Origin of the sequence: Streptomyces sp. NPDC002884 (assembly GCF_040295245.1) — a bacterium.
Taxonomy (GTDB): domain Bacteria; phylum Actinomycetota; class Actinomycetes; order Streptomycetales; family Streptomycetaceae; genus Streptomyces.
Window position 1 is genome coordinate 480,392 of sequence record NZ_JBEOVB010000001.1, and the last position, 23,104, is coordinate 503,495.

Sequence of the window (23,104 nt, forward strand, 5' to 3'; positions counted from 1 at the left end):
CTCTGGAATATCAAAGAAGGAGCGCCAAATGGCCGCCACTCAGGAAGAGATCGTCGCCGGTCTCGCCGACATCGTGAACGAGATCGCCGGCATCCCGGTTGAGGACGTCCAGCTGGACAAGTCCTTCACCGACGACCTGGACGTCGACTCGCTGTCCATGGTCGAGGTCGTCGTCGCCGCCGAGGAGCGCTTCGAGGTCAAGATCCCGGACGAGGACGTCAAGAACCTCAAGACCGTCGGTGACGCGACGAGCTACATCCTCAAGAACCAGGCCTGATCCATCGGTCCCCTGGGCTGAACTGCCCCGCCACCCGGCGGTGGCGCCGCTGAATCCTCGCAACGTTGGAGAAAGAATCCGTGAGCCCGACCAATCGCACCGTGGTCGTCACCGGTATCGGCGCAACCACACCGCTGGGTGGCGACGCAGCCTCTACCTGGGAGGGTCTGGTCGCCGGCAAGTCCGGTGTCAAGGTCCTGGAGCAGGAGTGGGCGGCCGAGCAGGCCGTCCGCATCGCGGCCCCGGTCGCGGTGGAACCCCTCGAAGTCATCCCGCGGCCGCAGGCCCGCAAGCTGGACCGCTCGGCGCAGTTCGCGCTGATCGCGGCCAAGGAAGCCTGGAAGGACGCCGGTTTCTCCGGCAAGGCCGGTGAGGACGGCAGCGAGGGCGATGTCGACCCCGACCGGCTCGGCGCGGTCATCGCCTCCGGCATCGGCGGCGTGACCACCCTGCTCGACCAGTACGACGTGCTGAAGGAGAAGGGCGTCCGCCGCGTCTCCCCGCACACCGTGCCCATGCTGATGCCGAACAGCCCCTCCGCCAACGTGGGTCTGCTCGTGGGCGCCCGCGCGGGCGTGCACACGCCGGTCTCGGCGTGCGCGTCGGGCGCGGAGGCCATCGGCTACGCCATCGAGATGATCCGTACGGGCCGCGCCGACATCGTGGTCGCCGGCGGTACGGAGGCGGCGATCCACCCGCTGCCCATCGCCGCGTTCGGCAACATGATGGCGATGTCCAAGAACAACGACGACCCGCAGGGCGCCTCGCGTCCCTACGACGTCGCCCGCGACGGCTTCGTCATGGGCGAGGGCGCGGGCGTGATCGTCCTGGAGTCCGCCGAGCACGCCGCGCAGCGCGGGGCCCGGGTGTACGCGGAGGCGGTCGGCCAGGGCATCTCCTCCGACGCCCACGACATCGTGCAGCCGGAGCCCGAGGGCCGCGGTATCGCGCACGCCCTGCAGAACCTGCTGGACAGCACCGACCTGAACCCGGCGGAGATCGTGCACGTCAACGCGCACGCCACCTCGACGCCGGCCGGTGACGTGGCCGAACTGAAGGCACTGCGCAAGGTGTTCGGCGACGACGCCGACCACATGGCGATCTCCGCGACCAAGTCGATGACCGGTCATCTGCTGGGCGGCGCGGGCGGCGTGGAGTCCGTCGCGACGGTCCTCGCGCTGTACAACCGGATCGCCCCGCCGACCATCAACGTCGAGAACCTCGACCCCGAGGCCGAGGCCAACGCGGACATCGTGCGCGGCGAGGCGCGCAAGCTGCCCGTCGAGGGCCGTATCGCCGCCCTCAACGACTCGTTCGGGTTCGGTGGGCACAACGTGGTGCTGGCGTTCCGCACGGTCTGAGAAGCGCCGCTGCCGGTCTGAACGCCGATGGCCCGAACCCTCCGGGGGTTCGGGCCATCGGCGTTCAGTGTTCAGTGGTCTGTCGTCGGCCGGGTGCGGGCCGGTGGGGGCCTGTCGCGCGGTTCCCCGCGCCCCCGGGTCGGCTCACACGACCTGGTGCAGCCAGCGCACCGGGGCGCCCTCGCCCGCGTATCTGAAGGGCTCCAGCTCGTCGTCCCACGGCTTGCCGAGCAGTTTGGAGAGCTCGGCCTCCAGGTCCGTCTCGCCGCGCTGGCTGCGCAGCAGGGCGGCGCGCAGCCGGTCCTCGGGGATGAGGATGTCGCCGTGGATGCCGGTGACGGCGTGGAAGATGCCCAGGTCGGGCGTGCAGCTGTAGCGCTCGCCCTCGGCGGTGGCGCAGGGCTCGGCGGTGACCTCGAAGCGCAGCAGGTGCCAGCCGCGCAGCGCGGAGGCCAGCTTGGACGCCGTGCCGGCCTCGCCCTTCCAGGAGAACTCCGAGCGCCAGGTGCCGGGCGCGGCGGGCTGCCGGATCCAGTCGAGGTTGACGCGCGTGCCGAGCACCCCGGCGACGGCCCACTCGACGTGTGGGCACAGCGCGCGCGGCGCGGAGTGCACGTACAGAACTCCACGTGTCGTCACCGGGACCTCCGGGCAGAGCGGGACAGTCTTGCAGGCCGGCATGGCTGCGGTGGCAGGCAGCCGCGTTGATGGCGAGGCTACCGTGCGGCGGCGCAAGGAGTGTGACGTACCGTCGGTCCCAGTGCCGTGAAACCTCCGCCATTCACTCGGCAGGACGCCTGTACGGGCGTGAGGCGTTCCATCTTGTGGGTGTGATTCGCCGGGAACTCCCGCGCGTTGTCATAGGGGGGCGTTGTTCGAGGAGCGAGGGGAACACGAGCGGATGCGGAAACGGAACCGGCACGCGCGGGCCGTGCTCGCGGGCACGACGGCGGCCGTCCTGGGCCTGGCCGGCTGTGACGCACTGGGGGGCGGCGATGCCGAGGGGTCCTCGGGCACCCGGGCCCGGCAGACCGCGCCGTCGCCCTCGCCGACCCCGTTGTGGGACTCCAGCCCGTCCTCGATGGCGGCGGTGGGCGACTCCATCACGCGCGGCTTCGACGCGTGTACGGTGCTCGCGGACTGCCCCGAGGTGTCCTGGGCGACCGGCGACAGCGCCGAGGTGAACAGTCTCGCCGTCCGGCTGCTGGGCGCGGCCGAGGCGGCCACGCACAGTTGGAACTACGCGGCGACCGGGGCGCGGATGGCGGACCTGCCGGCCCAGATGACCCAGGCGGTGGCCGAGAAACCGCAGTTGGTGACGGTGATGGCGGGGGCGAACGACGCCTGCCGGGAGTCGCCGGCGGCGATGACGTCGGTGGCCGACTTCCGGACGGAGTTCCAGGACGCGCTGAGCACGCTGCGCCGGGCGCTGCCGAAGACGCAGGTGTACGTGACGAGCGTGCCGAACCTGAAGCGGCTGTGGTCGCAGGGGCGGACGAACGTACTGGGCAAGCAGGTGTGGAAGCTGGGCCTGTGCCCGTCGATGCTGGGCGACGCGGACGCGCTGGACGCGGCGGCGACCACGCGGCGGGAGACCGTGCAGAAGCGGGTGGAGGACTACAACTCGGTGCTGGCGGAGGTCTGCGCGAAGGACCTGCGGTGCCGGTTCGACGGCGGGGCGGTGTACGACTTCAGGTTCGGTACCGACCAGTTGAGCCACTGGGACTGGTTCCACCCGAGCAAGAACGGTCAGGCGCACCTCGCTGAGCTGGCCTATCGAGGGGTCACCGCGAAGGCGTCGTGATTTAGGGTTTCGCTCATGAGCGAACACTTCGGAACACTTTCCGACGGCACTGAGGTGCACCGCTGGACTCTGGAGCGGGCGGGCACGCGGGTGCGGGTCCTTTCGTACGGCGGGATCGTGCAGTCCGTCGAGGTCCCGGACCGGGACGGGCGCCCGGCGAACGTGGTGCTGGGGTTCGCGGACCTGGAGGGCTATCTCGCACATCCGGAGCCCTTCCTCGGCGCGCTGATCGGGCGGTACGCCAACCGGATCGCGCACGCCCGCTTCCCGCTGGACGGCGTGACGTACGCGCTGGAGCCGAACAACGCGCCGAACTCGCTGCACGGCGGCCCGCACGGCTTCGACAAGCGGGTGTGGGACGTCGCGCCGGTCGAGCACGGGCTGCGGCTCAGCCGGGTCGCCCCGCACGGCGAGGAGGGCTTCCCCGGCCGTCTCGAGGTGACGGCGACGTACACGCTCGACGCGTCGGGGGCGCTGCGGTTCGTGTACGAGGCGGTCACGGACGCGCCGACGGTGGTGAACCTGACCAACCACAGCTACTTCAACCTGGGCGGTCCGGGGAGCGGCGGCGCGGGCGGCCACGAACTGCGGCTGGCCGCCTCGCGGTACACGCCGGTGGACGCCGACCTGATCCCGACGGGTGAGCTCGCGCAGGTGGCGGACGGCCGCTTCGACTTCCGTTCGGCCCGCAAGGTCGGCGCCGGCTACGACCACAACTTCGCGCTCGACAAGGGCGTCACGGACGCCCCGGTCGAGGTGGCCGAGCTGCACGATCCGGCGTCCGGGCGGGTGCTGACGGTGGCGACCACCGAGCCGGGGCTCCAGCTGTACACCGCCGACCACCTGGGCGAGCCCTTCGAGCCGGGCGAGGGCATCGCGCTGGAGACCCAGCACTTCCCCGACTCGCCGAACCGCCCGGAGTTCCCGAGCACCGTGCTGCGGCCGGGGGCGGCCTACCGGTCGGAGACGGTGTACGGCTTCTCGGTCCGGTAGGGGCCGCGGACGGCCGGCGAGGCGCGCGGCCGAAGGCTGCCGAAGGGCCGCCGAAGAGCCGCCGAAAAGATGTTGCCCCGGTCCAGGGGTCAGGTCCCGGACCGGGGCTGTCGGTGGGGCGACGGGCGCCGGGTCACACGTTAATCGTCGCGGTGATCCTGCGGTCCGCGATCGAGCGCCCCACCTGGATTTCGTACGAACCTTTCACAAAGGACCACCGGTGGTCCGCCTCGTCCCACACCTCGAAGGCACGGTCCGGGATCTCCACGGTGACCTCGACGCTCTCCCCGGGGCCCGCCTCGGCGCCGGCGAAGCCGGCCAGCCAGCGGGCCGGGCGTTCGGGGGCCGGGGCCGTCCCGGCGGGGGCGAGATAGAGCTGCACGATCTCGCGCCCCGGCCGCGCGCCGCTGTTGCGGATCCGCACGGTGACCGTGGAGCCGGTGACGTCGGCCGACTCGTACGTCCAGTCGGTGTAGCCCAGGCCGTGGCCGAAGGGATGGGCCGGGGTGCGGCCCGCCTTCTCCCAGGCGCGGTAGCCGATGAAGACACCCTCGGCGTAGACGAGCTCGCCGTCGGTGGGGGTGACCTCGGTGACGGGGGCGTCGTCGAGGGACCCCCAGGTGGTGGGGAGCCGCCCACCGGGTTCGTGGGCGCCCGTCAGGACGTCCGCCAGGGCAGCTCCGCCCTCCTGGCCGGGGAACCAGGTGAGCAGGACGGCCGCCACCTCCTCGCGCCACGGCAGCTCCACCGGGGAGCCCGCGTTGACGACCACGACGGTGTTCGGGTTGGCGGCGGCGACGGCACGGACCAGGTCGTCCTGCCGGCCGGGGAGGCGGAGATCCCTGCGGTCGAAACCCTCGGACTCGACGCGTTCGGTGGTGGCGACCACGACCACGGCCGTGTCGGCGGCCCGCGCCGCCTCGGCCGCCTCGGCGATCAGCTCGTCGGGGTCGCGCTGCGGATCCTGGTGGGCCAGGACGAAGGCGATGGCCTTGAAGGGGGTGTCTTCGGGGAGCGCGAAGACATGGGTGAGGGAGACCTCGACCGGTTCGCCGGCGGTCAGTCGGACCTCGGCGCGGGGCACCGGGGCGCCGAAGAACGCCTCGAAGGGGTCGGTGTCGTCGGCGGGCAGCTGGACGTCGTCGTAGTACGTGGTCCCGGCGACGGCGAGGGTGAAGCCGCCCGTGCCCTTGATGCCGAAGGTGTGCGGGCCGCTCTCCCCCGGGGTGAAGGTGCCGGTCAGCTCGACCGTGTGGAGGGCGTCGAGGGTGACGCCCTCGGGCAGGTCGGAGCCCATCCACTGGATCCGGCCGTTCGGCGCGGACCGGGTGCCGATGACGGTCCCGGCGGCGTCGCGGCAGACCGCCCGCAGCGCGAAGCCCTTGTCGGCGACGGCGAGTTCGGTGGTGGGGTCGGCGCCGACGGTGTAGCTGAGGGTGCCTTCGGGGAGCGCGGCGGTGAGGCCGTCGAGCGGGGAGACCGTGCGGGCCGGGAAGACGGTCGCGGAGCCGCCGCCGAGGATCCGGGCGTCGCGCGCGGCCGCGCCGATGAGGGCGACGGTGCCGGACCCGAGCGGCAGCGCGTCGTCCTCGTTGCGGACCAGGACGAAGGAGCGGCGGGCCAGTTCGCGGGCCAGAGCCTCGCCGTCGACGGGGGCGGGCGGCCGGGTGACGGCGGGTTCGACCCCCGCGAGGGCGCCGACGCGGGCGGCCAGACGCAGGACGCGGCGTACGGCCTCGTCGACCTCGGCCTCGTCGAGCCGCCCGTCGCGCACCGCCCGCGCGAGGGCCTCGCCGTAGACGGTCCGCGGGCCGGGCATGGCGACGTCGAGCCCGCCCCGCAGCGCGCCCACGGTGTCGCGGGCGGCCATCCAGTCGGAGACGTTGAAACCGTCGAAGCCCCACGCGTCGCGCAGGACCTCGTTCACGAGGTGGTGGTGCTCGGTCATCGTCACGCCGTTGACCGTGTTGTAGGCGGTCATGACGCCCCAGGGGCGGGCCTTCTCGACGATGGCCTCGAAGGGGGCCAGGTACAGCTCGCGCAGGGCGCGTTCGCCGACCAGGTTGTTCACGGTGAAGCGGTCGGTCTCGGCGTCGTTGGCGACGAAGTGCTTGACGGTGGTGCCGACACCGCCGGACTGGACGCCGTTCACATAGCCCGCGCCGATCACCCCCGTCAGGTAGGGGTCCTCGCTGTAGGCCTCGAAGTGACGGCCGCCGAGCGGGGAGCGGTGCAGGTTGACCGTGGGGGCGAGCAGCACGTGGACGCCCTTGCGGCGGGCTTCCTGGGCGAGCAGGACGCCGGCGCGGTGGGCGAGCTCCGGGTCCCAGGTGGCCGCGAGGGCGGTCGGGGAGGGCAGCGCGACGGACGGGTCGTCGGCGGTCCAGCGCACGCCCCGGACCCCGATCGGGCCGTCGGACATGACGAGGGACTTCAGTCCGATCTCCGGCAGCTCGGGCAGCGACCACGTGTCCTGCCCGGCCAGCAGCCGGGTCTTGGCGTCCAGGTCGAGTCTGCCGAGGGCCGTCTCGACGGCCGTCTCCACTTCCGCCATGTGCGGCGCCTCCTCGTTGCGGTGCACGGACACCTCCATCCTGCCCGCGGCGGCCCACGAGTGAATCAGGAACGCGCCTGCGGCTGCCGGGCGAGGCCGGAAGCCGACCGGCCGGCCTCGGCCGCGGGCACCGCCGCCACCACCTCCACCTCGATCAGCGCCTCGGGGCGGAACAGCCGGGACACCTCGAAGGTCATGCTGGTCGGCGGGGTACCGGTGAGGAACTCCCTTCGTACGGCGCCGTATTCGGCGAGCCGGCCGATGTCGGTGAGATACGTACGGATGTTGATGACGTCCGCCAGGCCCGCCCCGTGCGCCCTCAGCAGGGCGTCGATCGTCTCGAAGACGCCCCGGCTCTGCTCGGCGAGTGTGGCGCCCTCGGCGATCTGCCCGGAGAGGAACAACAGGGCGCTGCCGTCCGCCTGTCGGACACGGGCGACCTGGGAGTAGTAGGGGCTCAGGGGCTGGGGGGCGCCGGCGGGGTTGTCGAGGGTGATCTCCATGTCCCGACGCTAGGACGGGACTTGCGATGCGACAAGCGAATGTCCAGCATGGTCGTCATGCCGGATCCGCATCGCATGGCCCTGCCCGAACTCTCCACCGTCTGGCTGAGGGCGTTTCTGGAGGTCGTCCGGCACGGCTCGTTCACCGTCGCCGCGCGGACCCTGGGGTGGACCCAGTCCGCGGTGTCCCGGCAGATCTCCTCGCTGGAGGCGGCCCTGGGCGGGGGTCCGCTCTTCGACCGGCTGCCGCGCGGGGTGCGGTTGACGGAGGCCGGGCGGGCGCTGGTGCCGTACGCGGAGTCCGTCGCCGAGGCCCTGCACGGCGCCCGGCGCGAGCTGGCCGCGCTGCGGGAGGGCGCCGACGGGCGGCTGCGGTTCGGGGCGTTCGCGACGGCGGACGCGGCGCTGGTACCGCGTGCCCTTGCCGCGTTCCGGGACCGCTGTCCGGGTGTGCGCGTCACGCGGGAGGAGGGGCTCACCCCGGCCCTGCTGGAGCGGCTGGGCGCCGGACATCTCGACCTGGCGGTGGTGTCCACGACGGGCCGCGCGGCGCTGGAGTCGTACGCGCTGCGTCATCTCCTGGACGAGTCGCTGTACGTCGCCGTCCCGGCCGGGCATCCCCTCTCGGGTCGCGGTGGACCGGTGCGGCTGGGCGAACTCGCCGACGCCGACTGGGTGTCCGGATCCGCCCGGCCCGAGGGCACCCTCCTCGACGCGGCACTGCGGGAGGGCTTCCGGCCGCGGGTGGCGCACGTCGTCGCCGAGTGGACCGCCAAGCAGGGCTATGTCGCCGCGGGCCTCGGCGTCGCGCTGGTCCCGGCGCTCGCCGCCTCGTCCGTACGGCCGGACGTCGTGCTGCTGCCGGTGCGCGACGAGGACGCCCCCGCGCGGGCGGTGTACGCGGCGACGGAACGGGGGCGGTCGCTCACTCCGGCGGCGGAGGCGTTCGTCACCGCGCTGCGGGAGGCGGCGACGGCGATCCCCGGCGCCATGGCGTAGACCACTTCCGTCACGGGATACTTCCGCCGTCCCACCCCACGCTCTCCCCCACAGCGACGGAAGGACCTCCACCACGTGCATCTCGCATCCTCCGCGTACTCCGCCTGCTCGACGCGTTCCCGGCGCGTGCGCGTCGGCGTTCTCGGTCTGGCCCTGTCGGCCGGGCTCGTCCTCCCCCACGCCACCGCCACCGCCGCCGCCGCGACCGGTGCCGAAGCGGCGCCCGGCCTCACGGTCGAGGAACAGCGCCTGACGCAGGCCGTTCCCCAGGAGATCCTCACCCGGTCCGGGTTCGACGCGGTGGCTCCGCGTTTCGCCCGGCTGCTGGAGGCCTCGCACTCCTACGCCCAGGCCCGTCGGGTCGTCACCCGCGAGGGCGCTGCCCTGTGGCGGCGGGCGGTGGACCGGGTCCAGGGCCGCGGGTCCGCCGGCGGGGACCTCAGCCGGGACGACGACCGCCCGCTGTACTGGGCGCGGCTCGGCATGACGAGCGAAGTGCGCACCTGGCAGCCCGGCTTCGCCGTCACCGACGGCCAACGCACCGCTCTGCTCGACACCTTGGAACGCACCTCGCGCGGACAGACCGACCTGCACCACCTCCGGCACACCAAGGGGCTCAAGCGCGTTCTGGTCACCGGCTTCGACCCGTTCACCCTGGACCGGGACATCCGCATCTCCAACCCGTCAGGGGCGACCGCGCTCGCACTCGACGGCACGGTGATCCAGACCGCGGACGGCCCGGCGCGGGTGGAGACCGCCGTGTTCCCGGTGCGCTGGCAGGACTTCGCGGACCGGACGGTGGAGCGCGCCCTGCGGCCGTATCTGCCGTACGTCGACCTGTTCGCCACCGTCAGCCAGGGCCGCGTCGGCCGCTTCGACGTGGAGCGCACCAACGGGGCCTGGCGCGGGGGCTTCCCCGACAACGAGAACATCGGCCGGACGGAGACGGTCCCGGTCGCCGATCCCGCCTCGCAGCCGCAGTGGACGACCACGACGCTGCCGTACGCCGCGATCGTGGCGGCGGACACGGGCCGGTTCCCGGTCTACGACAACACGGGCGTCACCGAGATACCGGCGGGAGGCGGCGAGCCCGTCGCACGGCCGGACGGGCCGACGGCGGGGTCGACCGCACGGGCCGGGGGCGGCGGGAACTACCTCTCCAACGAGATCGCCTACCGGGCCACCCTGCTGCGCGACCGGCTCGGGCTGCACGACAGCCTGCCGGGCGGGCATGTGCACACGCCGGTCCTCCAGTTCGCGGCGGGCAACACCCAGGACGTCACCGATCCGGAGTTCGTGCGGAACCGGCTGGACATCGTCGCCCAGGTCCGGGCGATCCTGGCGGTGGCCGTGGCGGCCGGGCGGTAGACCCCGCGGGACCGCCGGCGCCGGGTCCCCGGAGCCGGCGGTCCCGGAGCCGGGTCAGTGCGAGGGCGCCAGCGCCAGGCTGACGCCCAGACCCGCCAGGACCGAGCCGATGACCTTGTTGAGGACCCGCTGGCCGCGCAGCATCAGCGTGCGCATGCGGTCGTGGGAGAAGAAGACGGCGACCACGCCGAACCACAGCAGATGCGCCAGCGACATGAACAGGCCGTAGCCGATCTGCTGCCGGACCGGTGTGCCGGGGCTGACGACCTGGGAGAACGTGGAGACGACGAAGAGGGTCGTCTTCGGGTTGAGGACGTTGGTCAGGAACCCCGCGCGCAGGGCGGCGAGCGGGGTCAGTTCCGTCTTGCCCGTGAGGTCGACCTCGACCTCGCCCTTGGTGCGGAAGGTACGGACGCCGATGTAGATCAGGTACGCCGCGCCGATCAGCTTGATGACCGTGAAGAGGAACGTGGACGAGGCGATCAGCAGGCCCACGCCGAGCATCGTGTACGTGACATGGACGAGGACGCCCGCGGCGACTCCGGTCGCCGCGAGCAGCCCCGTACGGCGGCCGTAGAGATAGCTGTTGCGGACGATCATCGCGAAGTCGGCGCCGGGGGCGATGACGGCCAGCACGGTGATGAGGGCGACGGCGAGCAGCTCGGTCATGAGGTGGCGTTCTCCTCTTTCGGGGTGCCCGCCCCGTCCTCCTCGGCGATCTCCTCGCCGAGCAGCTCACGGGCCAGCAGGGTGGCGCCCGCGACCGCGCCCGGCATCAGGAACACCGCGACGACCGGCACCAGGAAGGCCAGCCCCAGGGGGGTGCCGAAGCCCCAGATCAGGGCCTTGCGGGAGCGGAGCAGGGCGAGCCGGGCCCGCAGGTCGACGCCCCGGCGCTGGAGGGCGACGGAGGCGAGTTCCTGGGTGAGGAAGAAGCCGGTGACGAAGAAGCCGATCACCGGGACCACCGTCTGCCCGACGACCGGGACGAACCCGAGGGCGAACAGCAGCACGGCCCACAGCAGCGCGCGGCAGAGGATGCGCAGGCTGTCGCGGCCGGAGATCCACAGTTCGCGCCAGAGCGGCAGCCCGGACTCGGGGGCCGTGCCGTCGGGCGAGACGTCCCGGTCGACCCTCTCGGAGAGGCTCTCGTAGAACGGCTGCCCGATGAGCAGGGTGACCGCGGTGAAGGTGAGGACGGCGAGCAGCAGACCGAGGGCGAACAGCACGGCGACGAGGAAGCCGCGGAACAGTCCGCGCCAGGGGCTCGTCCAGTCGTCGGCGAACGGTGTCGACCACCCGACGAAGTCCTCGCCCCACACCGCGAGCGCCACCAGGGCCGCCGCGTAGAGGACGAGGGTGATCAGGCCGGGAACGAGCCCGAACCCGTACTGCTTGCCGTGCCGGGCCACCCACCGCTGGCCCTTCAGGAGGTACGTGAACCCCACCCCAAGATCGCGCATGGCCGAACTCTATCGGTCGTGCACATTTCACGGCCGACGGCCGTACACCCCGTGCCGCACGCCCGCGGCGGCCCTCGTAGGCCATCCGGGGCATCGGTGACACCAACACCTGCCCGCCGCAGTTGAGTCGAACAGGTACGCCTCGCCGTACCGATCTGCAGAGGCAACGGTCTCGGCAGGTCCGGAGAGGTATTTCGGCTCGACGGCGTGGCACGGGGAGAAGCCGAGCTCGAGGGACGTGTCGGCACACGCGAGCAGTGGGCTGGTTGAGGAGAGCGGATGACTCGATTGACTGGGACTGAGACGGGGACCACGAGGGCGATCCACGGCACGGTCGCCGACGGATTCGAAGCGGTGCGGGAGGCGTTCGCCGCGTTCGTCGCGGCGGAGAGGCCCGACTACGAGGGCCAGCTGTGCGCCCATGTGCACGGTCGGCGGGTGGTCGACCTGTGGGCGCCCGGCGAGGGCGCCGGCCCCGACTCGCTCTACGGCGTGTACTCGTCGACCAAGGGCGCAGCCCACCTGGTCGTCGCCCTCCTCGTCCAGGAGGGCACGCTGGAGCTGGACCGCAAAGTCACCTACTACTGGCCGGAGTTCGCGGCCGAGGGCAAGGGCGCGCTGACCCTGCGCGAGCTGCTCGCGCACCGGGCCGGGGTGATCGGCACGGACAGCGGGTTCTCGCCGCAGGAACTGGCCGACGACCGGCAGATCGCCGAACGCCTCGCCGACCAGCGGCCGTTCTGGCGGCCGGGCACCGCCTTCGGCTACCACGGGCTGGTCATCGGGGCGCTCACCGGCGAGGTCGTACGGCGGGCCACCGGCCGTACGCTCCAGGAGGTGTACGAGGAGCGGGTGCGCGTCCCCTACGGGCTGGACTTCTTCCTGGGGCTGCCCGCGGCGCACGAGCCGCGGTTCCGCAGCGCGCAGCCGATGGCGCCGACCGCCGAGCAGCGGGCGCTGCTGGACTCCCTGCCGGGCGGGCCGCACACGCTCGCCGCCATCGCCTTCAACCGGCACACCGCCGAGCCGACCGATCTGGAACTCCTGCCGAACGATCCCCTGATCCGGGCCAAGGGCCCGGCCTCGGTCGGCGGGGTGGCCTCGGCGCGCGGGCTGGCCGGGCTCTACGCGGCGGCGATCAGCGAGGTCGGCGGGAAGGCGCCGCTGCTCAAGGAGGACACGGCGGCGGAGTTCGGGCAGCTGCACTCGGTGGGCTACGACGTGGTGGCGCGCTCGCACAAGTCGTACGGGCTGGGCTTCCAGGCGACCGCCGACGCCTGGCACCCGTTCCTGGGCGCCGGGGCGTTCGGGCACAGCGGGGCGGGCGGCTGCCAGGCCTTCGCGGATCCGCGCAGCGGGCTCGCCTACGGCTACACACGCCGCCGGTTCGCCTTCCCGGGCGGATCCGCCCCGGAGAACGACCGTCTGGCGGCGGTGGTACACGAAGCCGCCCTGGCCACCGGCTGACGGCCCCGCCCCGACGCACCCGCCCACCGGGCAGGCCCGGACGCCGGGCAGGTCGGTGGCCCGGTCGGCCGGTGGCCCGGTCGGCGAGGTGGTCGGAGGCTGCCGGAGGCGGGCCGGCGGCACGGCTGCGGCGGGGCACGCGGCGCGTGTGCCGACGGGAGAGCGAAGGCCGCACCCCACGTCCCGGGGTGCGGCCTTCGCCGTACGCGACGACCGGTCAGGGCGGTGTCACGGACCGGAGGTCAGAGCTTGACGATCATCTTTCCGGTGTTGTCGCCGCGCAGCACCCCGAGGAACGCCTCCAGGTTGTTCTCGATGCCCTCGACGACCGTCTCGCGGTACTTCAGCTCGCCGGAACGGACCCAGCCGCCGACCTCCTGGACGAACTCCGGCTGAAGGTCGTAGTGGTCGCCGACCAGGAAGCCCTCGATGCGGCCGCGGGTCGCGATGAGACGGGCGAGGTTCTTCGGGCCGGGGGCCGGCTCGGTGTTGTTGTAGACGGAGATCATGCCGCAGATCACGATGCGGCCCTTCTCGTTGAGCGAGCCGATGGCCGCCTCGAGGTGGTCGCCGCCGACGTTGTCGAAGTAGACGTCGACGCCGTCGGGAGCGGCCTCGCGGAGCTGCGCGGCCACGGATCCGTTCTTGTAGTTGAAGGCGGCGTCGAAGCCGTACTCCTCGACGAGCAGCTTGACCTTCTCGTCGGAGCCGGCCGAGCCGATGACCCGGGAGGCGCCCTTCAGCCTGGCGATCTGGCCGACCTGGCTGCCGACGGCGCCGGCCGCGCCCGACACGAAGACGGAGTCGCCCTCCTTGAAGGAGCCGGTGCGCAGCAGGCCCGCGTAGGCGGTGAGGCCGGTCATCCCGAGGACGCCGAGGTAGGTGGACAGGGGTGCGGCCTCGGGGTCGACCTTGACGGCCTGCTTGGCGTCGAAGGTGGCGTACTCGCGCCAGCCGCCGAAGTGCAGGACGTGGTCGCCGACGGAGACGCCCTCGACGGCGGAGGCGACGACCTCGCCGACCGCCCCGCCCTGCATGGCCTTGCCCAGCTCGAAGGGGGCCACGTACGACTTGGCCGCGCTCATCCGGCCGCGCATGTAGGGGTCGACGGAGACGTACGCGTTGCGGACCAGCACTTCACCCGGGCCGGGCTGCCGGATCTCCGCGTCGGCCAGCTCGAAGTCCTCGGGCTTCGGCCAGCCGACGGGACGGCTGAGCAGACGCCATTCGCGGCTGGTGGTGGGGAGGGCCGACTCGGTCATGGGGGGCTGCCTTTCCTGCGTTCAAATCCTACGCTCAAAATGCTTCACTACCTGAAACAACCATGCTCCTGAATATTTCAGGATGTCAAGTAACGGGGTACCCTGCATCCATGCCCACCCCACAGCCGACCCCTCTCCCCGACGCCCTGACCATGGAGGTCGTCGGCCTGATCGGCGAGGTCGTGGCCCGCTACTACGAGGACTACGAGGAAGCCGCCGCAGGTCACGCCCTCACCGGCGCGCAGGCCCGGCTGCTGAGCCTGCTCTCGCTGGAGCCGCTGCCGATGCGGAAGCTGGCGCAGAAACTGAAGTGTGAGCCGTCCAACGTGACGGGCATCGTCGACCGGCTGGAGTCCCGCGGTCTGGTCGAGCGGCGCCCCGATCCGGCCGACCGCCGGGTGAAGCTGGCGGCGGCCACGGTCGAGGGCCGGAAGATCGCCAAGGGGCTGCGCGAGTCGCTGCGGTTCGCGCGGGAGCCGCTGGCGGGACTGGCGGAACAGGAGCGGGTGGTGCTGCGGGGGCTGCTGCGGCGGATGCTGGGCACGCAGGACGACCTGGTCTGACGGCGAGCGTCCCCGGTCCTACGGCGAGCACCCCGACCCGACGGCGAGCGTCCCCGGTCCTACGGCGGGCGCCCCGGCTCTACGGCGAGCGCCCCCGGCCCGGCGGCGAGTGACCGGGCCCCGCTCGGCCACCCGGACCCGCTCCAGCCGCCCGGGGTCGGGGCCCGGGGCCCGTCGCAGCTGTTCAGGCCCGTCCCGGTCCGCGCCCGGACCGGTCGTACGGGCCCGGTCCGGTCGTCCCGGCGCGGGTCAGTCGTCCGAGCCCGACCTCCCGCTCGTGCGGTCCGTGCGGTTCGCTCCGCGGACCAGTTCGCCTGCCGCAAGGGTGACGACCGCCACGGCGCGAGTCCAGCGCGGGCCGCCTCGCGCCGCCCACCAGACACAGGCACAGCCGCCGAGGACGAGCACCAGGATCCCCGTCAGGGCGAGCACGATCATGCTCCTCCCGCTCCTTCCCCCGTGAACTCGTACTGCAATTCGTACAGATGGCCCGCCTTCACCATCACGGTGGCCTCGACGGGACGGTCGCCGTCGCTGTGGATCACGCGCAGGGTGCGCAGGACCGGCATGCAGCTGGTGAGACGGAGGGCCTGGTACTGGGCCTGGGTGGGGACCCGGGCGGAGACCCGGTCCGTGCTGCGGCGGGGCGGGTGGCCGAGCTCGCTCAGCAGGGCGGGGGTGCCGCCCCTGATCCTGCGCCGCTCGGCCAGCGGCGTGCCCCGGGCGATGTCCAGCGGGTAGTAGGACTCGACGAGTTCGGCGGGCTCGTCGTCGACGAGGAGTATCTGGCCGCGGAGCAGCGCGACGCCGTCCGCCGGGAGGTCGAGGGCGGCGCGGACGTCGGCGGGCGGGCGGCTCTCGCCCACCTCGAGAAGTCTTATGCGGGCGTGTGTGCCGTGCTTGGCCGCCTCGGCGAGCCAGCGGTAGGGCGCTCCGGGGCTGCCCGGCCTCATGAGCGCGGCGGGCCGGACGGTGCGCCGGCGGTGCTCGCGGACGGTGACGGCCGCGCCCGCCCTGCCGATCACCAGGCGCTCCTCCTTGAGGAGCTGCAGGGCCTTCTGGACCGTGGCGCTCGACGCCTCGAAGCGTTCCTTGAGCTGGGCGGTGGTGGGCAGGTTGGCGCCGGGGGCGAGCTCTCCGCCCATGATGTCGTCGCGCAGATCGGCCGCGATCCGCTCGTGCAGGGAGCGGCGGTCGACGGCTTCCGGGTCTGCCTTGGGCACGGTCATCCGATCCTGATCTGGTAGCGCAGCCTCTGCCGTAGGGCAGGCATCACCATACGGTCGACCTGGATCGGCCGGTCGGCGTGGTCCAGCGTGAGCCGGACGAGCCGCAAAACCGGTTCCTCGGGGGCGGTCCGCAGCGCCAGGCGCTCCCCCTCGTCCGGGATCCCGGCCGTCACATCCTCCCGTACGAGGGCGCCGACGTGACCGAGCTCGGCGAGCAGGGTGAGGGCTCCGCCGGGGATCTTGGCGGTCCCGGCGAGGCGGGTGCCCGCGGCTATGGCCGTCGGGTAGTACGTGTCGGTGAGCTCGCTGGGCTCCTCGTCGAGGAGGATCAGCCGCCTGCGTACGACGACCGGCTCGCCCTCGGGGACGCCGAGCAGCGCCGCCACGTCGGCGGGGGCGGGCACCTCACCGGCGTACAGGATGCGCTGGGTGCCGCGCCGCCCCTGCGCCGCCGCCTCGGCCGCCCAGGCGTCGCCCCGCCCGGTGCCCCGTGGCGTCAGATACGGCAACGATGTGCTGATCCATCCGCTCGCACCCACGACTCCTCCTGTACGGCCGACCGTTCTTTCGACCCTGCCGCCCTACACGGTAGGCGACTTGGCTCATCCGCCAACCGCCACCCTCAGCCACCCTCAGCCACCCTTCACTACCTTGTTACCTTTCGCGAATAACAGTAAGGTTTCGCCGCAGGACGCCCCAGAACCACCGGAGGTGCCCCCGTGCCCCTGTCACGGCAACGTCGTTTCCCCCGCTCGCGCGCCTCCGTGCGGGCCGCCCGGGTCTTCGTCCACCAGGTACTGAGCGACTGGGGCCGCGTCGACCGGCTGGACGACATAGAGCTGTGCGTGTCGGAACTCGCCACGAACGCCCTGCTGCACGGGGTGCCCCCCGGCCGGCAGTACTGCGTGACCCTGACGCTCGACGGCCCCCTGGTCCGCCTCGCCGTACGCGACACCGGAGACCGCCCCGCGCCCGCGGGCCCGCCGACCACCGACGCCTGCTCGGGCCGGGGTCTCTATCTGGCCCGTGAGCTGGCGGACGATCTGGGCATCACCGAACACCCCGTCGGCAAGACGGTGTGGGTGACCTTCAAGACGGAGAGCCGGCCCGGCACACCCTGACGACGGCTCCCGGCCCCCGGGCCGGGATCGTCGCATCGGCTCAGGTCTTCTTGCGGGTCGTCATGAAGCGCTGGACCAGGATGAACGCGCACAGCAGCACACCGGTGGCGATCTTCGTCCACCAGGAGCTGAGCGTGCCCTCGAACTGGATGATGCTCTTGATCAGGCCCAGCACGAGCACACCGAACAGGGTGCCCAGCACATATCCGGAGCCGCCCGTCAGCAGCGTGCCGCCGATGACCACCGCGGCGATCGCGTCGAGTTCCATGCCGGTCGCGTGCAACGGGTCGCCGGACTGGATGTACAGGGTGAAGAGCAGTCCGGCCAGCGCCGAGCAGAACCCGCTCACGGTGTACACGGCGATCTTCGTGCCGCCCTGCGGCAGGCCCATCAGCATGGCCGACTGCTCGTTGCCGCCGATGGCGTACACCCGGCGCCCGAAGCGGGTGTAGTGCAGGACGTAGAACGCCACGGCGAGGACGACCAGCGAGACGATCGCGCCGATCGACAGGAAGCCCATCCCCAGCGACACCTGGGCCTGGGCCATGCTGCTCACCGAGGAGTCGCTGATGGAGATCGACTCCTTGCTGATGACCAGGCACAGGCCGCGGAAGAGGAAGAGGCCGGCGAGGGTCACGATGAAGGGCTGGATCTCGAAGTTGTGGATCACGTAGCCCATCAGGAACCCGCCGAGCGCGCCCACGCCCAGCGCCATGGGGATCACCAGCAGCAGCGGCAGCCCCTGGCGCTCCACCAGCCAGGCCGTGAACATCGTCGTGAAGCCGATCATCGAGCCCACGGACAGGTCGATGCCGCCGGACAGGATGACGAACGTGACACCGACCGCGGCGACCAGCAGATAGCCGTTGTCGATGAACAGGTTCAGGAAGACCTGCGGCTCGCCGAACCCGTAGTTCTGGTACCGGCTCAGGCCCACGACGTACATCAGCAGGAAGAGCAGCGCCGTCACCGCGACGGGCAGCCGCCGGTCGCCGAGCAGACGCGCGGCCTTGGACGGGGTACGGCTGTCGGAGGCCGTGGGGCTCTGGGTGGTCGCGCTCATCACGACACCTCCATCTTGGGGGCGGCCTCGGACGCCGCGGCGGGGTCCGCCGGGGCCGCGGCCTGCTTGCCGCTTCCCTTCGCGCCGGATCCGGCGCCGAACTTGGCACCGAACACCTTGGCGCGGAACTTCGGGGACTGGAGCAGGCAGACGACGATGACGACGGCGGCCTTGAAGACCAGGTTGGTCTGGGTCGGCACGCCGATGGTGTAGATCGTGGTGGTCAGGGTCTGGATGACGAGGGCGCCGACGACCGTGCCGCCGACGGAGAACCGGCCGCCCAGGAGCGAGGTGCCGCCGATCACCACGGCGAGGATCGCGTCGAGTTCGATCCACAGGCCGGCGTTGTTGCCGTCGGCGGCCGAGGTGTTGGAGCTGATCATCAGGCCGGCGATGCCGGCGCAGAGCGCGCAGAACGCGTACACCATGATCTTGATGCGCCGGGACCTGATGCCCACCAGGCGGCTGGCCTCCGCGTTGCCGCCGACCGCCTCGACCAGCAGGCCGAGCGCCGTGCGGCGGGTCAGCACCACGGTGACGGCCACGACCGCGGCCACCACGAAGATCGAGAACGGCAGGGTCAGCCAGTAGCCGCCGCCGATCAGCTTGTACGGCTCGCTGTTGATGGTGATGATCTGGCCGTCGGTGATCAGCTGGGCGACACCGCGCCCGGCGACCATGATGATCAGGGTGGCGATGATCGGCTGGATGCCCATCCGGGCGACCAGGAAGCCGTTCCACAGACCGCAGACGACCGCGGCCAGCAGCCCCAGGCCCATGGCGAGCAGCACCCCGGAGAGGGCGCCCTGGTCGCTCTGGTCACTGATGTACGAGCAGGCCAGTGCTCCGGTGATGGCGACCACGGCGCCGACGGAGAGGTCGATGCCGCCGGTGGCGATGACCAGGGTCATACCGACCGCCACCAGGATGAGGGGCGATCCGAACAGCACGATCGAGACGAGGCTGCCGTAGAGGTGGCCGTCCGCCATCTTGATCGAGAAGAAGTCGGGGGTGAAGGGGACGTTGACGAGCAGCAGGAGGACCAGGACCGCTACCGGCCAGAACAGGTGGTGGTGGGTCAGCGCCCGCCACCGGGAAGAGGTGGTCGACGACGTGGTCACTGGTGCTCTCCGCTCGCGATGGTCTCCAGGATCCGGCTCGTGGTGATCTCGGGTCCGTTGGTGATCTGCGCCACCAGCCGGCGGTCGCGCAGCACTCCGATGGTGTGACTGAGCCGGAGGACCTCCTCCAGCTCGGCCGCGATGTAGAGCACCGACATGCCGTCCTCGGAGAGCGACACGACGAGCTTCTGGATCTCCGCCTTGGCTCCGATGTCGATGCCGCGCGTCGGCTCGTCCAGGATCAGCAGCTTCGGCTGGGTGATCAGCCAGCGGGCGAGCAGCACCTTCTGCTGGTTGCCGCCGCTGAGCTGGCCGACCCTGGCCTCGGGGTTGGCGGGGCGGATGTCCAGCGCCTTGATGTACTTGGCGACGAGTTCGTCGCGCTGGGCGACCGGGATGGGCCTGGTCCAGCCGCGCGCGGCCTGCAGGGCCAGGATGATGTTCTCCCGCACCGTCAGGTCGGGCACCAGGCCCTCGCTCTTGCGGTTCTCGGAGCAGAAGGCGACCCCGGCGTTGATCGCGTCGTTCGGGGCGCTCATCGAGACCTGCTTGCCGCCGATGGACACCTTGCCGGTGTCCGGCTGGTCGGCGCCGAAGAGCAGCCGGGCGAGTTCGGTCCGGCCCGATCCGAGCAGGCCGGCGAGCCCGATCACCTCGCCCTTCTTGATCTCCATGTCGAACGGGGCGATGCCGCCGGTCCGGCCGAGGCCGTCCGCCACGAGCAGCGTCTCGCCCGCGTCGGAGTGCAGCTGGTGTTCGTGCAGCTCGTCCAGCTGGCCCATGGCCTTGCCGAGCATGAGCTGGACGAGGCCGACCTGGTCGAGGTCGCTCACCATGTGCTCACCGACGAGGGTGCCGTTGCGCAGTACGGTCATCCGGTCGCAGACCTCGTAGATCTGGTCCAGGAAGTGCGAGACGAACAGGATCGCGACGCCCTCGTCCTTCAACCGCCGCATCAGCGCGAAGAGTTGGAGCACCTCGTCGCGGTCGAGGCTGGAGGTCGGCTCGTCGAGGATCAGCACCTTGGTGCCCGGCCCCTCACCGCCGCCCACGCCGTCTCCGGTGCCCAACGACCGCACGATCGCGACCAGTTGCTGTACGGCCAGCGGGTACGAGGACAGGGGGGCGGTGACGTCTATGTCGAGTCCGAGCCGGTCCACCAGCTCGGCCGCCTCCCGGCGCAGCCGCTTCCACTGGATGCGGCCCATGCGGGTCGGCTCACGCCCGATGAAGATGTTCTCCGCCACCGACAGGTTCGGGCAGAGGTTGACCTCCTGGTAGACCGTGCTGATGCCGGCCTGCTGCGCCTGGAGCGGGCTGGCGATGTGCACGGCCGCGCCGTCCAGCGTGATCGTCCCGCCGTCGAGGGAGTAGACCCCCGTGAGCACCTTGATGAGGGTGGACTTGCCCGCGCCGTTCTCGCCCATCAGCGCGTGGATCTCGCCGGGGAAGAGCCGGAAGTCGACGTCCGACAGAGCCCGTACCCCCGGAAACTCCTTGACTATGCCCGTCATTTCCAGGACGGGCCGTGGCTCTGCCATGGCAGCGCTCCTCGTGAGTTCTGTTCAGGCCCGCAGGGAGCCCCGGGACCGACGGCTCGGTCGGCCGGAGGCTCCCTGCCGGTGGGTGCGGTCGGTCAGTACTTGCGGCTCGGGAGCGCGGCCGCGGCCTGGTCCTGCATGAAGTCGCCCTCCTCGGTCTTGATCCAGCGCTCGACCGTCTCGCCGTCCTTGACCTTCTTCACGACGTCCATCAGCTGCGGGCCGAGCAGCGGGTTGCACTCGACGATGGCGTTGATCTTGCCCTCGGACATGGCCACGAAGCCGTCCTTCACGCCGTCGATCGAGACGATCAGGATGTCCTTGCCGGGCTTCTTGCCGGCCGCCTCGATGGACTGGATGGCGCCGATGGCCATGTCGTCGTTGTGCGCGAAGAGGACGTTGATGTCCGGGTTGGACTGGAGGAAGGCCGCCATGACCTGCTTGCCGCCGGCGCGGGTGAAGTCGCCGGTCTGGCTGACGACGACGGACCAGTCGTCCTTGTGGTCCGCGTCCATGACCTCCTTGAAGCCCTTGGCCCGCTCGATCGCCGGGGCGGCGCCGGTGGTGCCCTCCAGCTGGGCGATCTTCACCGCGCCCTTGAGGCCGGCCTTCGTGATGACCTTCTCGAGGATCTTGGCGGCGCGGCGGCCCTCGTCGGTGAAGTCGGAGCCGACCAGGGTCACGTACAGGGACTCGTCGGAGGTCTCGACGGAGCGGTCGGTGAGGACCACCGGGATCTTCTTGGCCTTGGCCTCCTTCAGCACCGCGTCCCAGCCGGTGACGACCACCGGCGAGAAGGCGATGACGTCCACGCCCTGGGTGATGTAGCTGCGGATCGCGGAGATCTGGTTCTCCTGCTTCTGCTGGGCGTCGGAGAACTTGAGGGTGTAGCCCGCCTCCTTGGCCGCCGCCTTCACCGAGTCCGTGTTGGCGCTGCGCCAGCCGCTCTCCGAGCCGACCTGGGAGAAGCCGAGGGTGATCGCCTTGCCGCCGTCCCCGGACGAGCTGCCGGACGCGTTGTCGTCCTCCTTGGCGCAGGCCGCCAGGCCACCGGCCGCCGCCACGCCGACCGCCGCGGTGAGGAAGTTTCTTCTGCTGAGCATGTTCTTCTCCTTTGAAGAGCCGGCCCGGGGATGGACCTGCTGGTACTCGGTGAACCGGCCGTACTGCGTCCAGCCTGTCGATCACTGTTCGGCATTTCGGCCACACTGCTGGTCAGGGGGATCCGACGGGGTCCGTCAGAGGGGTACGCCCTCCGGTTGAGCGGCGCTCGGGAAAGTGCTTGCGCGTACGACGAGTTGGGGTTCGATCGCGATCCGGGGCGTGTCGGCGGCCGGCCGGCCCTCGATCTGCTCCAGGAGCAGCGCGATGCCTCGCTGGCCCACCCTCGAGAAGTCCTGCCGGACGGTGGTGAGGGGCGGAGCGAAGAACTCCGACTCCGGGATGTCGTCGAAGCCGACCACCGCGACGTCCTGCGGGGTCCGGACGCCCGCCTCCCGCAGGGCCCGCAGCACCCCCAGCGCCATCTGGTCGTTGGCGACGAAGACGGCGGTCAGTCCGCGGCCCACCCAGCCGGCCAGTTCCTGGCCCGCGCGGTAGCCCGACAGCGGACTCCAGTCCCCCCGCAGCAGCATCGGCGGCTCGACGCCCGCCGCTTCGAGGGTCGCCCGCCAGCCGGCGGCCCGGTCGGCCGCCTCCTGCCAGTCCTCGGGTCCGGCGAGGTGCCAGACCGTGCGGTGGCCGGCGGCCAGCAGGTGACCGGTCGCCAGCCGCGCCCCCAGGTGCTGGTCCACCCCGACGCGGGGGATGTCCATGCCCGGCTCACCGCCCACGACCACCACCGGGAAGGGGTGGCGCAGTTCGGCCAGGGCGTCCACCGCCGACCGCTGCGGGGCGATGGCGACCACGCCCTCCACCCCGCCCTCGCTGAGGTGTTCCAGGGCCTCGGAGAGTTTCTCCATGGTCAGTTCGCGCAGGCTGACCGTCGAGACGAGATACCCCTCGGCGCGCGCGGCCTCCTCGAGCGCGAACAGCGTGCTGGCCGGCCCGTAGAGGGTGGTGTCGGAGGCGACCACACCGAGCGTCCGGGTGCGCCGGGTGGCCAGGGCCCGTGCGGAGAAGTTGCGGCGGTAGCCCATCTCCTCGATCGCCCGCAGCACCCTGGCCCGGGTCTCGTCCCGCACGTTGGGGTGCTCCCCCAGCACGCGGGACACGGTCTGGTGGGACACGCCGGCCATGCGCGCCACGTCGGCCATGGTGGGCGGCCGGAGCCGGGTGTGTGTCACGGCCGCACCTCCTTGGCGCTCGTCTGCCGACACGTGCGGTAAGTCCTGCGGGGTGGGCGGTCGGTTCCGCGCCGCCGGCTTCACCGAGGGACCTCGGTGGGCCCGACGACACCGGCGGGTAGGGCGAGTT

At 71.7% G+C, this 23,104-nt stretch carries 23 protein-coding genes; 9 read left to right on the plus strand and 14 right to left on the minus strand.

All coding sequences use genetic code 11. The features are described 5' to 3' along the window. Positions 1-28 precede the first annotated feature (28 nt). Both ABT070_RS02140 and fabF read left to right on the plus strand, forming a co-directional pair. Positions 29-277: an acyl carrier protein gene (locus tag ABT070_RS02140; protein ID WP_351753355.1), complete on the plus strand. Its 249-nt coding sequence runs from the start codon at positions 29-31 to the stop codon at positions 275-277. Positions 278-357: 80 nt separating this feature from the next. Beyond that, positions 358-1,638, plus strand: a complete 1,281-nt coding sequence (gene fabF / locus ABT070_RS02145; protein WP_351753357.1) for a beta-ketoacyl-ACP synthase II — start codon at positions 358-360, stop codon at positions 1,636-1,638. A gap of 144 nt (positions 1,639-1,782) precedes the next feature. Here the strand turns inward: fabF and ABT070_RS02150 are convergent, their stop codons facing one another. Next, positions 1,783-2,277, minus strand: a complete 495-nt coding sequence (locus ABT070_RS02150) for a DUF3145 domain-containing protein (RefSeq protein ID WP_054238125.1) — start codon at positions 2,275-2,277, stop codon at positions 1,783-1,785. A 262-nt stretch (positions 2,278-2,539) separates the two neighbouring features. Here ABT070_RS02150 and ABT070_RS02155 point away from each other — a divergent pair, with 262 nt between their 5' ends. Further along, entirely contained in the window at positions 2,540-3,442 is a 903-nt protein-coding gene (locus tag ABT070_RS02155; RefSeq protein WP_351753361.1) for an SGNH/GDSL hydrolase family protein, read from the plus strand. Between the two features lie 15 nt (positions 3,443-3,457). Beyond that, positions 3,458-4,435, plus strand: a complete 978-nt coding sequence (locus tag ABT070_RS02160) for an aldose epimerase family protein (protein ID WP_351753363.1) — start codon at positions 3,458-3,460, stop codon at positions 4,433-4,435. Positions 4,436-4,568: 133 nt separating this feature from the next. Here the strand turns inward: ABT070_RS02160 and ABT070_RS02165 are convergent, their stop codons facing one another. Next, positions 4,569-6,989, minus strand: coding sequence for a glycoside hydrolase family 3 protein (locus ABT070_RS02165; RefSeq protein ID WP_351754409.1), 2,421 nt, complete (start codon positions 6,987-6,989; stop codon positions 4,569-4,571). Between the two features lie 65 nt (positions 6,990-7,054). Next, positions 7,055-7,492 (minus strand): RidA family protein, encoded by a 438-nt coding sequence (locus ABT070_RS02170; protein WP_351753366.1) that lies wholly within the window; start codon positions 7,490-7,492, stop codon positions 7,055-7,057. A gap of 48 nt (positions 7,493-7,540) precedes the next feature. Here ABT070_RS02170 and ABT070_RS02175 point away from each other — a divergent pair, with 48 nt between their 5' ends. Both ABT070_RS02175 and ABT070_RS02180 read left to right on the plus strand, forming a co-directional pair. Continuing rightward, a complete protein-coding gene (locus tag ABT070_RS02175; protein WP_451099400.1) occupies positions 7,541-8,491 on the plus strand; it encodes a LysR family transcriptional regulator in 951 nt (316 codons plus the stop codon). A 75-nt stretch (positions 8,492-8,566) separates the two neighbouring features. Continuing rightward, the gene (locus ABT070_RS02180) at positions 8,567-9,859 is read left to right on the plus strand and encodes a pyroglutamyl-peptidase I (protein WP_351753371.1); all 1,293 of its coding nucleotides are present in this window, start codon (positions 8,567-8,569) and stop codon (positions 9,857-9,859) included. A 54-nt stretch (positions 9,860-9,913) separates the two neighbouring features. On the opposite strand, the gene ABT070_RS02185 is transcribed toward ABT070_RS02180, so the two are convergent. Next, positions 9,914-10,528, minus strand: coding sequence for a LysE family translocator (locus ABT070_RS02185; RefSeq protein ID WP_351753374.1), 615 nt, complete (start codon positions 10,526-10,528; stop codon positions 9,914-9,916). Next, entirely contained in the window at positions 10,525-11,322 is a 798-nt protein-coding gene (locus tag ABT070_RS02190; protein WP_351753377.1) for an EI24 domain-containing protein, read from the minus strand. Before ABT070_RS02190 ends, ABT070_RS02185 begins: the two co-directional genes overlap by 4 nt. A 279-nt stretch (positions 11,323-11,601) precedes the next feature. Between ABT070_RS02190 and ABT070_RS02195 the strand changes: the two genes are divergently transcribed. Beyond that, on the plus strand, positions 11,602-12,789 hold the full coding sequence (locus ABT070_RS02195) for a serine hydrolase domain-containing protein (RefSeq protein WP_351753380.1): 1,188 nt from the start codon (positions 11,602-11,604) through the stop codon (positions 12,787-12,789). Positions 12,790-13,031: 242 nt separating this feature from the next. Here the strand turns inward: ABT070_RS02195 and ABT070_RS02200 are convergent, their stop codons facing one another. Further along, positions 13,032-14,051, minus strand: coding sequence for an NADP-dependent oxidoreductase (locus ABT070_RS02200; RefSeq protein WP_351753382.1), 1,020 nt, complete (start codon positions 14,049-14,051; stop codon positions 13,032-13,034). 110 nt (positions 14,052-14,161) lie between these two features. Here ABT070_RS02200 and ABT070_RS02205 point away from each other — a divergent pair, with 110 nt between their 5' ends. Then, the gene (locus ABT070_RS02205) at positions 14,162-14,614 is read left to right on the plus strand and encodes a MarR family winged helix-turn-helix transcriptional regulator (protein WP_351753384.1); all 453 of its coding nucleotides are present in this window, start codon (positions 14,162-14,164) and stop codon (positions 14,612-14,614) included. A gap of 249 nt (positions 14,615-14,863) precedes the next feature. On the opposite strand, the gene ABT070_RS02210 is transcribed toward ABT070_RS02205, so the two are convergent. The 3 genes from ABT070_RS02210 to ABT070_RS02220 are packed head-to-tail and all read right to left on the minus strand — an operon-like array spanning position 14,864 to position 16,382. Then, positions 14,864-15,052, minus strand: coding sequence for a hypothetical protein (locus ABT070_RS02210; protein WP_351753387.1), 189 nt, complete (start codon positions 15,050-15,052; stop codon positions 14,864-14,866). Then, positions 15,049-15,843, minus strand: coding sequence for a GntR family transcriptional regulator (locus ABT070_RS02215; protein ID WP_351753390.1), 795 nt, complete (start codon positions 15,841-15,843; stop codon positions 15,049-15,051). The genes ABT070_RS02210 and ABT070_RS02215 overlap by 4 nt, the downstream gene beginning before the upstream one ends. Next, on the minus strand, positions 15,840-16,382 hold the full coding sequence (locus ABT070_RS02220; protein WP_351753393.1) for a GntR family transcriptional regulator: 543 nt from the start codon (positions 16,380-16,382) through the stop codon (positions 15,840-15,842). The genes ABT070_RS02215 and ABT070_RS02220 overlap by 4 nt, the downstream gene beginning before the upstream one ends. Before the next feature lie 180 nt (positions 16,383-16,562). Between ABT070_RS02220 and ABT070_RS02225 the strand changes: the two genes are divergently transcribed. Then, positions 16,563-16,964 (plus strand): ATP-binding protein, encoded by a 402-nt coding sequence (locus ABT070_RS02225; protein ID WP_351753396.1) that lies wholly within the window; start codon positions 16,563-16,565, stop codon positions 16,962-16,964. A gap of 40 nt (positions 16,965-17,004) precedes the next feature. On the opposite strand, the gene yjfF is transcribed toward ABT070_RS02225, so the two are convergent. From yjfF to ABT070_RS02250, 5 genes are all read right to left on the minus strand, one after another. Continuing rightward, entirely contained in the window at positions 17,005-18,027 is a 1,023-nt protein-coding gene (gene yjfF, locus ABT070_RS02230; RefSeq protein ID WP_351753398.1) for a galactofuranose ABC transporter, permease protein YjfF, read from the minus strand. Then, complete coding sequence (locus tag ABT070_RS02235; protein WP_351753400.1) at positions 18,027-19,148, minus strand: ABC transporter permease; 1,122 nt, start codon at positions 19,146-19,148, stop codon at positions 18,027-18,029. Before ABT070_RS02235 ends, yjfF begins: the two co-directional genes overlap by 1 nt. Next, a complete protein-coding gene (locus tag ABT070_RS02240) occupies positions 19,145-20,689 on the minus strand; it encodes a sugar ABC transporter ATP-binding protein (RefSeq protein ID WP_351753402.1) in 1,545 nt (514 codons plus the stop codon). The genes ABT070_RS02235 and ABT070_RS02240 overlap by 4 nt, the downstream gene beginning before the upstream one ends. 95 nt (positions 20,690-20,784) lie before the next feature. Beyond that, positions 20,785-21,792 carry an ABC transporter substrate-binding protein gene (locus ABT070_RS02245; protein WP_351753405.1) on the minus strand — a complete coding sequence of 336 codons (1,008 nt, stop codon included), beginning with the start codon at positions 21,790-21,792 and terminating at the stop codon, positions 20,785-20,787. Between the two features lie 135 nt (positions 21,793-21,927). After that, positions 21,928-22,974: a LacI family DNA-binding transcriptional regulator gene (locus tag ABT070_RS02250; protein WP_351753408.1), complete on the minus strand. Its 1,047-nt coding sequence runs from the start codon at positions 22,972-22,974 to the stop codon at positions 21,928-21,930. Between the last annotated feature and the right edge of the window lie 130 nt (positions 22,975-23,104).